The organism is Leptospira ryugenii (genome assembly GCF_003114855.1).
In the GTDB taxonomy this organism is placed as follows: Bacteria; Spirochaetota; Leptospiria; order Leptospirales; family Leptospiraceae; genus Leptospira_A; species Leptospira_A ryugenii.
Genome location: NZ_BFBB01000008.1, coordinates 742,159 through 756,527, shown reverse-complemented (window position 1 = coordinate 756,527; position 14,369 = coordinate 742,159). Strand labels below are relative to the sequence as shown.

Below are 14,369 nucleotides of genomic sequence, written 5' to 3'. Positions count from 1 at the left end.
ATAACCATACCAAAATTGTTCAATATATTGGATAATTTATTCAATATAATAATTTTTTTGCTCGCATTCCTCTAATCACTGTCCAAGTTAGGAGAAGATTGGAGGTAATGATGGCTCTCCCCATCCTAAATGGCTTTGTTTCTGCGATTGGCAATACTCCCTTACTCCGGATTCCCTCCTTGAGTGAGGAAACTGGCTGTGAAATCTTAGGAAAAGCTGAATTTTTGAACCCAGGTGGTTCTGTGAAAGACAGAGCGGCGCTCTATATCATTGAAGAAGCTGAGCGTAGCGGAAGGCTGAAGGCCGGAGGGACAGTGGTGGAAGGAACTGCTGGCAACACTGGGATCGGTCTCACACACATATGCAATGCAAAAGGTTACAAGAGTATCATTGTCATACCAGAAACCCAATCCAAAGAAAAAATAGAAATTTTACGCACCTTAGGCGCTGATGTTAGATTGGTTCCTGCTGTACCATACGCGAATGAAAACAATTATGTTAAGGTGGCAGGACGGATTGCACAAGAGATTCCCAATGCAATCTGGGCCAACCAATTTGACAATCTTGCCAACAAACAAGCGCACTATGAAACAACTGGACCAGAAATTTGGAGAGATACAAACGGGAAAATCGATGTTTGGGTTACCTCCTTAGGTACCGGAGGCACTTATGCAGGTACAGCTGAATATTTAAAAAAACAAAATCCAAACATACGTTGTATCGTAGCCGACCCTTACGGATCTGGTATCTACTCATTTGTCAAAACGGGAACGATTCAAATAGAAGGAAGTTCCATTACAGAAGGGATCGGACAAGGAAGGATCACCAAAAATATGGAAGGTATGCCAGCAGATGACGCGATTCGAATCGATGACAAAGAGTGTATCCGTATCCTGGAGCATGTACTCAGAAAGGACGGCTTATTTTTAGGTGGATCAGTCGGTATCAATTTAGGTGCAGCCTACAAAATCGCTAAAGAATTGGGACCAGGTCATACCATAGTAACTGTGTTATGTGACACTGGTGCAAAATACCAATCCAAAGTTTTCAATCACGAATTTTTAAAAGAAAAAGGAATCCTACCATGAATGAACTCCTATATTCAGATAAAGAGATTGATACGATTTCAGCATTTCCAATGAGTATTCTTTCGGAAGATAGCAAAGTGCAATTCCAATCAATTTTCTCTGTAGAAGAGCAAAAACGAATTGGAAGGGAGATCTTGATTCCCAAAAACAATGGCAAAATAATACTTCCTAATTTCACAAAATCGGACGAAATATTCGTTTTGCGTATCGGATTTTCAGATTTGATACAAGACTTTAATACCTCCTCAGGAATGGAGTCAAAACTTCTCAATTACTTAAAGACTCAAGGATTGCAAGCAAACCAAATCTATCTTCAAATTGACTGCCAGCAAAGCAAAGAAGATACCAATCAATTGTTAGTTGCCTTAGACTTTTGGAAAGAACTTGGCTTTCGGATACTTGTGAAAGGTCTTGGTTCAGACTCTCCTGCAGTATCTTTTTTAGGTGCTTTGAAACCAGATATGATCAAGGTAGATCTTCACGAACAAGTAGGCATTCCAGATTCAGAATTCCACACTATACTTTATTTTCTAAAAGACTTTTCCTTAACAACGGGGGCGGCTCTTCTCTTCGATGGCATTGATTCGGAAAAAAAATTGAGGCTTGCTTTAGAATCGGGAGCCCTCTACCTCCAAGGGGAGGCATTGAGTCCCATCCAGGAGGCAGATGTATCCGATGAATTTCAAAACGGAAATCTATTGGATATCTTAAACTCGTATCATGATTGGAAGAGAAAAAAAATAGCAAAAGAGATACAAACTGAAACCAAACTTCTCGAGCAACTCAACCAATCGGAAATCCGTCTCAAACAAATAGGCAACTTAGTATACCTGGACGCACAAAGTCTCTTCAAAATATCTAACAAGATCAAACGTATCTACATCACAGACTGGACAGGCACTCAAATTTCGAATCTCTTTGAAAGACAAGGAGAGTCCAGTTTCATTGAAAAACAGCAGAATGTAAGAAAGAACTGGTCTTATTTGCCATTTTTCTATCGACATGTGAAAAAAGCATTTTCGAATCCAGAGCAATGGCATTTGAGTGAGCCGTATTGGGACAAAGATTTAAAAGAACAGATTGTTGTTCACTCAAAAGTCATAGGTTCCGCCTATTCCTTGTTTTTGGATATTTCCACAGAGAGAGATTGATCCCATGAACGAAAAAGAAATCAATCCTTCTGAACTTACACTACTCCAATCACGAGAGCTCTCCGAGGAAGAAAAGAAATTGATCGTGTCCATTTTTTCCAGACAGAGAAAGAATATTCCTTTATACATTAACCAACGCGCTGCAAAGCTATTCGTTGAAGAACTCTTTGGAATTTTATTCGCTGGTTTCTATTCAGATCGATCCTTTGATTCATTGGTCTCTATTAGTGATGCTTTCGCTATTTTCTTTCTGAGGGCGAAGGAACATTTACGACCCTATGCAAAACTTCAGAATGCCAACCAGTCTAGTGAAGAACAGATTTTAGAACAATACATCCAAAAAATTGAAGGCGCAATCCCGAATATCTATGACTTACTTTGGCTAGATGCCGAGGCCGCATTCAATGGAGACCCTGCAGCAGAAAGTATGGAAGAGATCATTCTTGCCTATTCTGGATTCTATGCGATCTCGGTACATAGAATCTCCCATTTACTTCACTCCTTAGGAATACCAATTTTTCCTCGTATGTTAAGTCGTTATGCTCATGAAAAAACAGGAATCGATATACACCCGGGTGCCACCATTGGTTCTAATTTTTTTATGGACCACGGAACCGGTATAGTAATCGGTGGGACAACAATTATCGGAAACAATGTTAAAATTTACCAAGGTGTAACCTTAGGCGCAATCAGCGTGAGTAAAGATTTAGCTCAAGTAAAACGACACCCCACAATCGAAGACGACGTGATTATTTATTCGGGTGCCACTATACTCGGAGGAAAAACAACAATTGGCAAATCATCGGTGATAGGTGGAAATGCTTGGATCACAACCAGCATCCCACCTTTCTCCGTCGTATACCAAACCAATGAAATTAAAGTTCGCAATAACCAACTTAGTCATGAAAACCACAATGACTTCATTATTTAATTAAACGAAACTTCCTCGTCTTCCTCCAGTTAGGTCATAAAGAGCACGTATCAGCGCATCTATGTCTTCACATGTATTGTAAAATACAAGTGAGGGACGAACAGTTGCCTCCAATCCAAATCTACGGAGGATTGGTTGTGCACAATGGTGGCCAGCGCGTACTGCTATACCTTCTTTAGCCAAATGCTTTCCAACTTCTTCGGTTTTTAGTCCGTCGATGATAAACGAGAGAACACTTGCTTTGTTGCTAGCTGTCCCAATCAGGTGTAAACCAGGAACTTTCAAAAGTTCTTTGGTCCCGTATTCCAGAAGACTATGTTCGTATTCTGCAATTTGTGCCATTCCAAATCGATTTAAATAATCAATAGCAGCACCAAGTCCAACTGCATCCGCAATGTTTCCCGTACCTGCTTCAAAACGAAAAGGAGCATCTTGAAAGGTGGTATGGTCAAATGTTACATCTTGGATCATATTTCCACCGCCCTGCCAAGGAGGGAGTATGTCGAGTAGGGCTTTTTTACCGTAAACAACACCAATCCCTGTTGGTGCAAAAACCTTGTGGCCACTGAAAACGTAAAAATCACAATCAATATCTCTAACATCAATCGGCATATGAGAAACTGATTGTGCCCCATCAACAATTGTGATAGCACCAAATCTTTGTGCAGCCTTTACCATCTCTTCCACTGGAGTAATTGTTCCAAGTGCGTTTGATACATGAGTGACAGAAACAATCTTCGTTCTAGAATTCAAAAGTCTTTCGAATTCACTGAGTATGATTTGTCCGCTTTCATCAACAGGCGCAACTTTTAACTTTGCATTCTTTTTCACACACAACATTTGCCAGGGGACAATGTTTGCATGGTGTTCTAAATGGCTGATTAAAATTTCATCACCTGATTGGATGAATTTTTCACCCAAAATATTCGAAAGTAAATTAATCCCTTCCGTTGCTCCTCTCACGAAGATTATTTCTTCGGCAGAAGCAGCTTTCAAAAATCCTTTGACAAGTTCTCTCGACTTCTCGTAAGCATCGGTTGATCTGGCGGCCAATGTGTGCGCGGCTCTATGGATGTTTGAATTCTCGTGAAGGTAGAATTCTGAAAGTCTTTCGATAACGGACAAGGGCTTTTGAGTTGTTGCAGCATTGTCTAACCAGACCAAATCCTTTCCATTTACTTTCTCTGTTAGAATAGGGAAGTCCCTTCTCGCAGAAAGAATGTTTTGTGATCCCAAAAAAGGTAAATTGGGAATATCCGCAAACCCTGGTTTCCCTTTATAGCCTAGAAAATCAGTTTGATGGCCTCCAACTGAAACGGAGTTAGGTGAAAATGCAGAAAAAGGATCTGCAATTTTCCCCACATCTAAAAACTGATTGAGTGAGGAAGGTGTTTGCGGAACGTTCAGACTACCTGGCAATGTGGATACGTTAGGAAGCCCTTGGATGTTCGAAATACCAGGGGTAGATGTAGGAGAAGGAAAAGAACCATATGAATTTAAAGTTCCATAGATCTCCCTTGCAAGTTTTTCTAACAAACCAGCATCTGGAAATTGAGAATTCAATTCTCCAGATTTACCAAGGCTAGATAAATCTAAATGCAATGGATCACTTGTACTCATAATAATTTCCTACATCTACATTGTCGAGAGAAGCAATTGCATCATCTGTCAAAATTGCCGCCGAACAATATAGGGAAATTAAATAGGAGCCAATTGCCGAACGGTTGATCCCCATAAACCGTACAGATAGTCCAGGTGTTTGTTCTCCTGGTAAATTCGTTTGGTACAAACCTACAACACCTTGTTTTTTCTCACCCACTCGAAGAAGTAATATGTTCGAAAGTCCACTGACTGACTTTGGATTTGACTCACCATTGACTAAAAGTTTGTCAGACGGAATGATTGGAAGTCCTCTCCATGTTAAAAACTGAGCACCAAACATAGATATAGTAGCTGGTGGAACACCTCTACGTGTACATTCTCTACCGAAAGCCGCAATCGCAAGCGGGTGAGCCAGAAAAAAAGAGGGTTCTTTCCAAACTTTTGCAATGAGATCATCTAAATCATCTGGAGTTGGTGGCCCTTTTCTGGTGTTCAACCTTTGTGATTTCGGTACGTTTTTAAGTAGACCGTAATCCTCATTGTTGATGAGCTCTAACTCTTGTTTTTCTTTTACACTTTCAATTGTCAGACGAAGTTGTTCCGCAATCTGCTCGTGTGGTGAACTGTATAAATCGGATACCCTTGTATGTACGTCTAGGACGGTGGATATTAAACTTAAAGTGTATTCTTTTGGTTTTTCTTCATAATTTACAAATGTTTCGGGGAGTTCTTGTTCCCCTTTTTGTCCACATAGAACATCTACGTTTGTATTTGCGGCTACGCGGTTGACTCTTAACACACCTGCTTCCAATCCTTTCCAGTCGAGTAATCGTACCAACCATCGCGGAGTAATTGCACCATACTGTGCGTTAGTTTTTACCGTGTTGGACAGCTGTCTCGCGGATGCGTCTCCAAGTGAATGTTGGTATGTTTCTGCCATTAAGTTCCTCTTTCTAAAGAAGAAGGTTTCACCGATTCTTTTTTCGACCATTGGATTTATTTGCCATTAAAGTTGGGGGAAGGAAAAAACTTTCATTCCGTGATTAAATATTATACGAACACCTAAAATTTTGAGCAAAAGTGCTTTTGCTGCGTACCAAACGGACTTATTTTTTCATTTCAAATGTAGACAGAGACAACATTTTTTATTGACAAATGTAGCCACTGTCTACAAATGAAGGAAATTCGAGCAAGATTAGTCTCTGATCGAAGAAAGGAGATAGATATGGAAAAAAAGGTCATCTTAATCACTGGTACTTCTCGTGGGATCGGCGAAAGCATATATGCACATTTGGATGGTTTAGGGCATATAGTTTATGGATCCTCCCGAACAAAACCAAACCAGGAAATCAAAAGGCATATTATCCTGGACGTCACAAACCAAAAAGAATGTGAACAAGCTGTTCATTCTGTAATTGAAACTTCAGGGAAAATAGATGTTCTCATCAATAATGCAGGATATCACCTAACCGGAGCATCTATTGAAAATAGCCTCCAAGAATTGACGGATCAGATAAATTTAAATTTTTATGGAAGTGTCTATACTTCGCGAGCCGTTATTCCTCATTTTTTAAAAAGGGGACAAGGGAGAATCATAAACATGAGTTCATTAGGTGGTTTGCTTTCATTGCCGTTTACAAGTGCTTATAACGCAAGTAAATTTGCCTTAGAAGGATATATGGAATCCCTGCGTCTTGAACTACTCCCATATAACATCTATATCTCCAATGTAGAACCAGGATACGTAAACTCTGGAACCATCGGTTTATCTATAGGAAGACCAAAGGAATCCCATTCTGCGTTCTCTAGATACCGGGAACAGATGCACAAAATCATGGAGAGTGAGTCCTCCCGAGGCACTTCCAAAGAAACGATTGCAAAGACTATAGCATCGATCATAGACAGCAAAAAACCTAAATTAAGATATAAATTGGGTAATATGAGCCTTTTTTTGCCTTTGATGAAGGAATGTATGCCCCAGAACTTTTTTGAGAAGACTGTCCTAAAATCCTTCCAATTACCTATAGAAGTGAAAGCATAGCAGAGATTTTTCTATCGATTAAAAAGAAATACCCTTCCAAGCTATTCAATATCTCATCTCTTGTTTGGAGGGATCAACAAATGACTATAGAAAGACGTTCCGAGAGAGACTCTATGGGTGAAATTCTCGTAGAGTCCGATAAGTATTGGGGAGCACAAACCCAACGTTCTCTGGATTTTTTTAAGATCGGCCGCGAACGATTTCCAAAGGAAATGATCCAAGCTCTAGGTATTTTGAAAAAATCCGCTGCTTTAGCCAATCACTCATTAGGACTACTCAGCGAGGATAAAACACAATACATCGTAAAAGCTGCAAGCGAGGTCATAGACGGCAAGTTAGATGAACATTTTCCTCTGGTAATTTGGCAAACCGGTTCCGGTACGCAATCAAATATGAATGCCAATGAAGTTATCTCTAACCGTGCCAATGAACTCGCTGGTTCGAAGCTTGGTTCAAAGTTTCCGATCCATCCAAATGACGATACAAATAAAGGCCAGAGTTCAAATGATACCTTTCCTACGGCAATGCATATATGTATCGCTAAGCTGGTAACAGAAAAACTGTTGCCGTCGATTGAAGATCTAACTCAGGCCCTACAAAAGCATGTGGATGATTTCTCAGAAATTATTAAGATTGGCCGCACACATTGGATGGATGCAACTCCCATAAGCCTAGGGCAAGAATTTTCAGGCTATGTGCAACAACTAAGGTACGGGAAAGCAAGGGTAGAAAAAGCTCTACCTGCGGTTTTGCGTCTCGCAATCGGAGGGACTGCCGTGGGAACTGGCCTAAATGCCCATCCCGATTTTGCCAGAGTTGTAGTTAATGAAATCAACAAGGAAACCAATCTAGCCTTTACCAATGCGGACAATTTTTTTGAAGCACTTGCGGCCAATGATTCTCTTGTAGAATTGAGCGGAAGCTTAAAATCACTAGCTGCCTCTCTATTCAAAATAGCAAATGATATTCGTTATATGGGATCTGGGCCCAGAGCTGGTCTATCTGAGTTGATTTTGCCTGAAAATGAACCCGGATCGTCGATTATGCCTGGAAAGGTTAACCCAACCCAGTGTGAAGCATTGAGTATGGTCGCACTACAAGTATTTGGGAATGATGTAGCCGTAAATATGGGAGGGGCTTCCGGACATTTTGAACTCAATGTATTTAAACCTCTTATTTTTATAAATGTCTACCATTCCATCCAATTACTTTCCGATGCTATGCAATCGTTCCAAAAACACTGTATTGAAGGTTTACAACCAAATACAAAAAAAATGAAACTATATCTTGAGCAATCTTTGATGTTAGTAACTGCTTTGAATCCTTACATTGGCTACGATAAGGCAGCTGAAATTGCGAAATATGCTCATAAACAAGAATTGAGTTTAAAAGAGGCGGCCTTCCAGCTCGGTTACGTAACGGAGACGGAGTGGGCCTTATGGATGGACCCTAAAAAGATGATTTAGCAGAGACTCATGAGTCATTATTTTAAAGGAAATTGCTGTCTCAGCCTGCACATAATACCTTAAAAATATTCGAAATTCTGATACTGAAATAAGTTCTTCCATGATTTTTGAGCTAAAAAAATTCTTTTAATGCATTTTTTGGTATAAAAAAAATTTCAATAAAGTAAACTTATTGGGGACTATCTTTCAATATAGATGGCACAGAAACTAAATGAAATATTCAAATTTATTCTTCCGCCAAAAGATAATAATCATCTCAGTTATCCTGCTTCCCTTCATCTTTCATACCTCTTGTCAAAGACAGGAACTAAACAATCAGTGCGATCCCAAATCAAGTCAGTTTAATAGTTTACACATAAGAAAATATATAAATGGCGAGACAGCCTTTTCTTGCTGGTCGCCATTACTAACTTTTTTTTCCAATCAAAATGATATAACAACGTTTATCTTCAAAGATTCCACAAACGAACTTTCGAATACTTATGTAGGTAAAATCGAAGGTTCAAGTATAACGGTAAATTTACCATATGGTATCATTTCGTCTGCTATTCCGTCTTTCACTACCAATGCTCGTACGGTAACGATAGGAAATGAGGTGCTGACAAGCGATACCTCTAGTGTGGATTTTTCTAATCCGATCATGATTAGGACTAGCTCAGAAAATGGCAGTTTCAAAATTTACAAGATTACCGTTAATCCTATTTTTCCGCTCACTGACACAGGACAAATTGGTTGTTGGGACGCAGGTGGTAACCCACAGACCTGTGTAGGCTCAGGAAATGATGGTGAGTTTACCAATACTCCGAATGGTCGCGCCTTTTCTGGACCTAAAGCTTCAAACGAGTATCCAAATGATTATACAACTCGGAACAAAGTTTCAGGACTTCTTTGGAAAACTTGTACAGAGGGAAAATCAGGTTCTACTTGTTCCGGAGGAACCGCCACGACTCAGTTTTGGACTTCCTCTTCAAATTTATGTTCATCTCTTAATTCTTTAAATAATGGAGCAGGCTTTGCTGGAAAAAAAAATTGGAGGCTCCCAACCATTCTAGAACTCGCAAGTTTAAACAACTACCAGAACACTTCACCTACAATAGATAATAATTTTTTTCCCCAATCTGTTGGATCAGGATATTGGTCAAATACAGTAAACAAATCAACTGTAGGTAATTATCAATATGTGAATTTTCTGAATACCACCATAGGTGATTTTCCCGACGCAACAGCGGGTAATGCTCGATGTGTTTCGGGAAATCTTCCTCCAAACCAGAGTTTTACGGACAATGGAGATGGTACCATTACAGATAATCGCACATCTCTTTTATGGCAAAAATGCTCAGACGGTTTATCGGGAACAAATTGCACCATAGGATCGGCAAATAATTCTACTTGGACAATTGCAAACTCTAACTGCATAGGATTGACCACAAATGGAAAGAGTTGGAGATTGCCAAATGTGATTGAGCTTTATAGTATATTTGATGAAAGTATAAGCACAAGCCCATACATAAATTCTTTATTTCCAAATACAACTTCAACTCAGTATTGGTCTTCTACAACATATACATCTGCAACCACTACAGGTGTTCTAGTTTATTTCAATACTGGAAGCGCAGCAAATTTATCAAAAGCAACGACTAGACCCTTCCGCTGCGTGAGTAATTAGCAGAGTATACCAGCCTTACTTTAACTCCCAGTGCTTTAAAATCCAATCCCAAACCTTCCCTTCCTGAGTTGCGGCAAAATGCGCAAATCACTCAAGAATTTAAAATAACGATTGTTTGTAATTTCAGGTATGTTTTAATTTGAACTGCAAATTTCGAATGAAAGTAAACCTGATCTTTATCTATCTTTGCAGTGTCTTAATCTTTCCGAATTGTTACAGAAAAGATACGAATCCAAATCCTCTTGTGCAGTCGGGGATGATTGACCTATCACAATCTAATTTTGAAGATGGTTTCATTTATGATCTGAATGGGGAATGGCAATTTTACTGGATGGATTTTTTGAAACCTGGCGCCGAGGATCAAAGAAAACGAAATTATCTAAACGTTCCATCCGAATGGCAAAACAATGGCTATCCAGAATTTGGTCATGCAACATATAAGCTCGACATAAATCTGCCTGCCAAAACAACAGACCTTGCCCTTGATCTACGAAGTGTAGCTTGTTCCTATGAAATATATGCCAACGGTGATCTGCTCGGCAAACAAGGAAAAATAGGAACGAATGAAGGAGAAAGTATCCCGCTTATCAGACATTCTATTTATACGATCAAAGAATCTTTGCTAGAAGATAATAGGTTAACAATTATCCTATATGTCAGCAATTACCATTATTTTAAAGGTGGGCTCTAGGATACAATTAGCATTGGTTCAGCACATCAACTTTCAAAGGATAAAAATCGTAAATTTATCCTGGATCTTTGCATTCTAAACTGTTTAATGTTTATGGGATTCTATCACCTAGGACTTTATTTTACCAGACGGAATGATAAATCTCCTCTTTATTTTGCTCTTTTTTCTTTTATCGTAGCAATTCGAACTTTAAGTATAGATGATCGATTGCTCTTAGATTTTGCTCCGTTGTTAAATTTTTCGGTAATTAACAAGATTGATTATTTTACTTTTTTTATTAGTGGTACTTTTTTTCTAAAATTTGTAGAATCTTTGTTCCCAGATGAATCGAATCCTAAACTTTCTCGATGGCTTCATTTTTTTTATCTTCCACCATCATTACTTGTTTTGTTTACCTCTATGTATACGTATGGTCGGGCAGTTACCTATGTGGAAATAGGAATATTTTTATCAATTATCTATATTGCCCATATCATAGTTAAAGCATTAAAAAATCATAAAGTAGGAGCAAAGTTATTCCTTTCTGGATTTATTATCCTAACAATCACTGCCATAAATGATATTCTAAAAGGGAAAGCAGTCGTATACACTCCGTACACATTGGGATATGGATTTACAATTTTTATCATTTTTCAAGCATCTATCTTAATTAGAAAGTATTCGTTTGCTTTTATTAAATCCGAAGAATTAGCAAGGGATTTGGAGGATAAGGTAATCAAAAGAACTGCAGAATTGCAGACTACATTAGAGCAGGTGAAAGAACTGAAGTTTCAACAGGATGGAGATTATTTTTTGACATCCCAATTATTAAAGCCTTTGAGTAAAAATAAAGCAGATTCAACCTCTATCAGTATAACGTTTCTTACTCGTCAAAAGAAAAGATTTCAGTTTCGGGAATGGCATGAAGAAATTGGAGGAGATCTTTGTATGTCAAACCAGATAATACTTGGAGAAAAGAAATATACAGTACTAGTTAATGCAGATGCAATGGGAAAGTCTCTGCTGGGAGCAAGTGGAGCACTTGTATTCGGAAGTGTTTTTGAATCTATCATAAATCGAAATCAAAATACAAAGGAGACCCAATATGAGACTCCTGATCAATGGATAAAGCAAACATTTCTCGAATTACATCGCGTTTTTGAAACATTTGATGGTTCTATGCTTGTGTCTCTAGTGCTTGTTCTCATTGAAGAAAAGTCTCGGTCTCTTTTTATGATCAATGCTGATCATCCTCCTGCAGTTTTGTATCGTGATGTTAAGGCGGTATTTTTATCGCCCGAACAATTTTTAAGAAAACTGGGTACAATTGGTGCCAATGAAAATATCTCAGTGTTACAATACCAACTTTTCCCAAATGATATACTGATTTTAGGATCAGATGGTAGAGATGATTTATTAATTAAATCAAATGATGGAACATTTCTTTTCAATGAAAATGATTCATTATTCTTATCACAAGTAGAGAAATGTAGAGGCGACCTTGAGTCTATTTATAATGAAATGATGAAGATTGGAGTATTATATGATGATCTAACTTTGATAAAAATTAGTGTGCATTCTTAATCAAATTAGATCTCGATCGACCGTTTACTTCATATCATTCCAAATAGATTCGTGCTTGTTGGCTACCTTACCTATCTATCTTTAAGAGCCTTCAATTCCGCTATACGATTTTGTTTCTCATCTGATTCATATATATCCGCTTTAAATTCTGAAAGTAAATATGCCTTTGTGGTAATTTCATCATCCCAATACGGGATTAGCTTTTTCTTTGGTCGATCATCTCTAACGGATCGGAGAGCTATATCAACTTGTTCAGGGGGTAAAGACAACATATCCTCTTGGATCACATCCGTATTCAATTCTCCTCTCAAAAAAGTCATATGGAAAGGACCATTTTCTCTACGTTTGGTGATAGCTCGACCGAAAAATAACAATGCGACTCTCTGTTTTCCCGTATTTAATTTCTGGTCTCGTCTAGCGTATGCGATTGGTTCACCAGTTTCTGTCATCAAATTTGCTTCTATTGTATATCGTCCTACCTCTTTCACATCCAATTCAACTTCAATCAAAAGGGATCCTTCTGATAAATAGTCCTCATACCTTCCTGTGAAGTTTGCAGGTGCGATTGGTGAGGAAAAAAAATGATGGCTTAAGCTGTGAATTGAATGGGTTTCATCTGCATCAATCGTAAACTTTGTCGTCAGATAAAAATCTGCCCAATCAGTTCTTTGTGGGCGAAAATGAAATGTATACACAAGATCCCCTTTCCTTTCATCTCCATCCATACCACTATCATTTGCCTGGAGAGAAGGAGGGAATATGCTTCGATTCCCGGCCTTTCCTTTTAAGTCCGATTCAATAATTTTGATGCTTTCTCTATTTGCAGAGCCAGTGCGAAAACAACTCAAAAAGATACGTAGTGTCTTTCCTTCTGTTACAGAGTGGTATTCAGGTTGTAAACTACATGAGAATCCAGAGGCCTTAATACTCCCTTTTTCCAAAATGGGCATTTCTTGTGTAACCACTGGAATCACTTTTGGGTTTAATAGATCAGTGTGAGATTCATGGAGAGGCCGACTATTGGGCGGGTATTCGGCCCAGGACATATAATCATCTATCACCTGTTCAATATCGATTTCAGTACTCTGCTCTGACAAATAGTTTTGATCTGATACTATTAAAGAAGGATCACCTTCATATCCTCCCAGCTTCTTGCTATTGCCTTCCTTCTGTATTTGTGATTTTGTTTTCCAAACTAGTCCAATGCCTACTAAAAGAAGGAGGACAAATAGAATGATGATCCTTTTCCTCATATAATTCTCCTTATGAAAGGATAGTGTTGAGAACACTATCCTCTTTAGCTTTATCGTATTGGTTCTTGGTAACGAACGTCATCATGGCCTTGCATATGACCAATCGCCAAACCTGTATTTGGAATCAATGGATGCATTCTATGTCCCTCCCATGGAGTCACATTCACTGCCCTCTCCCAAAAACATAGATCGCAAGATTTAACTTTTTCACCCATACATCTAGAAAATGCTCCGGCTTGGCGGTAACCGCAAGAACTATGCATTGCAACGAGAGAGTCGTCCTTACCGGGTAAAAATGGTTCTGCAATAAAGATTGATTTCGTCGCCGAAAGATGATAAAAAATAGTCCCATTATTTCGATTGTGATCGAAACTAGATCGTGCCTTTGTTACAACCAAGGCTTGAATGGCATCCCTTGAGTCAGCTAGTTGATCAAGAGGTCCAGATGTAATGCCGAAAACCAGTCGCAAAATTTCTATGGCTTTATCTCCAAGACTGGCTACCTCTGAGCCACCCTCTGCTGATACAAGTTGTGTTGCATACAGAATATTATAAATACCTGACTGGTTGTATTTAGAGATTGTGGCCGCTGCTGTGAAACCACCCAGAGATTCGGAAACCAATCGGCATGACTGGCCTCTATCCTTGCGACAGTATTTGTTAAGCATTTGCAATAGTCTGACTGTACCAGATGTTGGTTCTGCAAGCAGCGGATCCCTTCTTCCATCATAGCCGACTAAGACATAGTCGCCAACGGGTGTAATCCCTTTCCAAACATTGCAGTTAGGAACGCCGACTCTCTGGTCTTGGCAAGCCTCGTTGGATTCAACAAGGTTCATGCCATGGGTATAAATCACCTTCTCTGCAAATAAGGAAACCTGCAGACTTAAAAACACGAGTATCCACTTTATCATTTT

12 protein-coding genes are annotated in these 14,369 nt (G+C 38.9%); 8 read left to right on the top strand and 4 right to left on the bottom strand.

What is annotated here, in order from left to right; translation table 11 throughout:
- The first annotated feature begins 110 nt into the window (after positions 1-110).
- From DI060_RS16270 to epsC, 3 genes are read left to right on the top strand one after another with little or no spacing between them, the layout of a single operon-like run.
- Positions 111-1,088, top strand: coding sequence for a cysteine synthase A (locus DI060_RS16270; protein ID WP_108978191.1), 978 nt, complete (start codon positions 111-113; stop codon positions 1,086-1,088).
- Positions 1,085-2,239 (top strand): EAL domain-containing protein, encoded by a 1,155-nt coding sequence (locus DI060_RS16265; RefSeq protein ID WP_108977971.1) that lies wholly within the window; start codon positions 1,085-1,087, stop codon positions 2,237-2,239. Before DI060_RS16270 ends, DI060_RS16265 begins: the two co-directional genes overlap by 4 nt.
- A gap of 4 nt (positions 2,240-2,243) precedes the next feature.
- On the top strand, positions 2,244-3,170 hold the full coding sequence (gene epsC, locus DI060_RS16260) for a serine O-acetyltransferase EpsC (protein WP_108977970.1): 927 nt from the start codon (positions 2,244-2,246) through the stop codon (positions 3,168-3,170).
- Here epsC and DI060_RS16255 read toward each other — a convergent pair whose 3' ends face one another.
- Together DI060_RS16255 and DI060_RS16250 are read right to left on the bottom strand one after the other, a co-directional pair.
- Positions 3,171-4,790 (bottom strand): cysteine desulfurase, encoded by a 1,620-nt coding sequence (locus DI060_RS16255; RefSeq protein WP_108977969.1) that lies wholly within the window; start codon positions 4,788-4,790, stop codon positions 3,171-3,173.
- Entirely contained in the window at positions 4,777-5,712 is a 936-nt protein-coding gene (locus tag DI060_RS16250) for a family 2A encapsulin nanocompartment shell protein (RefSeq protein WP_108978190.1), read from the bottom strand. The genes DI060_RS16255 and DI060_RS16250 overlap by 14 nt, the downstream gene beginning before the upstream one ends.
- Positions 5,713-5,997: 285 nt before the next feature.
- On the opposite strand from DI060_RS16250, the gene DI060_RS16245 reads away from it, so the two are divergent.
- The 5 genes from DI060_RS16245 (at position 5,998) to DI060_RS16225 (ending at position 12,199) form a co-directional block, all read left to right on the top strand.
- On the top strand, positions 5,998-6,813 hold the full coding sequence (locus DI060_RS16245) for an SDR family oxidoreductase (protein WP_167837033.1): 816 nt from the start codon (positions 5,998-6,000) through the stop codon (positions 6,811-6,813).
- Positions 6,814-6,899: 86 nt separating this feature from the next.
- Positions 6,900-8,279, top strand: coding sequence for a class II fumarate hydratase (gene fumC, locus DI060_RS16240; RefSeq protein ID WP_108978189.1), 1,380 nt, complete (start codon positions 6,900-6,902; stop codon positions 8,277-8,279).
- Positions 8,280-8,490: 211 nt separating this feature from the next.
- The gene (locus tag DI060_RS16235; RefSeq protein WP_108977967.1) at positions 8,491-9,945 is read left to right on the top strand and encodes an Lcl domain-containing protein; all 1,455 of its coding nucleotides are present in this window, start codon (positions 8,491-8,493) and stop codon (positions 9,943-9,945) included.
- A 157-nt stretch (positions 9,946-10,102) separates the two neighbouring features.
- Entirely contained in the window at positions 10,103-10,636 is a 534-nt protein-coding gene (locus DI060_RS16230; RefSeq protein WP_108977966.1) for a hypothetical protein, read from the top strand.
- Between the two features lie 6 nt (positions 10,637-10,642).
- Complete coding sequence (locus DI060_RS16225; RefSeq protein WP_369689630.1) at positions 10,643-12,199, top strand: 7TM diverse intracellular signaling domain-containing protein; 1,557 nt, start codon at positions 10,643-10,645, stop codon at positions 12,197-12,199.
- A gap of 71 nt (positions 12,200-12,270) precedes the next feature.
- Here the strand turns inward: DI060_RS16225 and DI060_RS16220 are convergent, their stop codons facing one another.
- On the bottom strand, positions 12,271-13,452 hold the full coding sequence (locus DI060_RS16220) for a hypothetical protein (protein WP_108977964.1): 1,182 nt from the start codon (positions 13,450-13,452) through the stop codon (positions 12,271-12,273).
- Between the two features lie 50 nt (positions 13,453-13,502).
- Complete coding sequence (locus DI060_RS16215; RefSeq protein WP_135355080.1) at positions 13,503-14,366, bottom strand: hypothetical protein; 864 nt, start codon at positions 14,364-14,366, stop codon at positions 13,503-13,505.
- Between the last annotated feature and the right edge of the window lie 3 nt (positions 14,367-14,369).

Excerpts from the sequence above, each read along its gene's own strand:
- DI060_RS16270 (WP_108978191.1), top strand. The coding sequence starts at position 111 with ATGGCTCTCCCCATCCTAAATGGCTTTGTTTCTGCGATTGGCAATACT.
- DI060_RS16220 (WP_108977964.1), bottom strand. The coding sequence starts at position 13,452 with ATGAGGAAAAGGATCATCATTCTATTTGTCCTCCTTCTTTTAGTAGGC.
- epsC (WP_108977970.1), top strand. The coding sequence starts at position 2,244 with ATGAACGAAAAAGAAATCAATCCTTCTGAACTTACACTACTCCAATCA.
- DI060_RS16245 (WP_167837033.1), top strand. The coding sequence starts at position 5,998 with ATGGAAAAAAAGGTCATCTTAATCACTGGTACTTCTCGTGGGATCGGC.
- DI060_RS16235 (WP_108977967.1), top strand. The coding sequence starts at position 8,491 with ATGAAATATTCAAATTTATTCTTCCGCCAAAAGATAATAATCATCTCA.
- DI060_RS16265 (WP_108977971.1), top strand. The coding sequence starts at position 1,085 with ATGAATGAACTCCTATATTCAGATAAAGAGATTGATACGATTTCAGCA.
- DI060_RS16250 (WP_108978190.1), bottom strand. The coding sequence starts at position 5,712 with ATGGCAGAAACATACCAACATTCACTTGGAGACGCATCCGCGAGACAG.
- DI060_RS16255 (WP_108977969.1), bottom strand. The coding sequence starts at position 4,790 with ATGAGTACAAGTGATCCATTGCATTTAGATTTATCTAGCCTTGGTAAA.
- DI060_RS16230 (WP_108977966.1), top strand. The coding sequence starts at position 10,103 with ATGAAAGTAAACCTGATCTTTATCTATCTTTGCAGTGTCTTAATCTTT.
- DI060_RS16215 (WP_135355080.1), bottom strand. The coding sequence starts at position 14,366 with ATGATAAAGTGGATACTCGTGTTTTTAAGTCTGCAGGTTTCCTTATTT.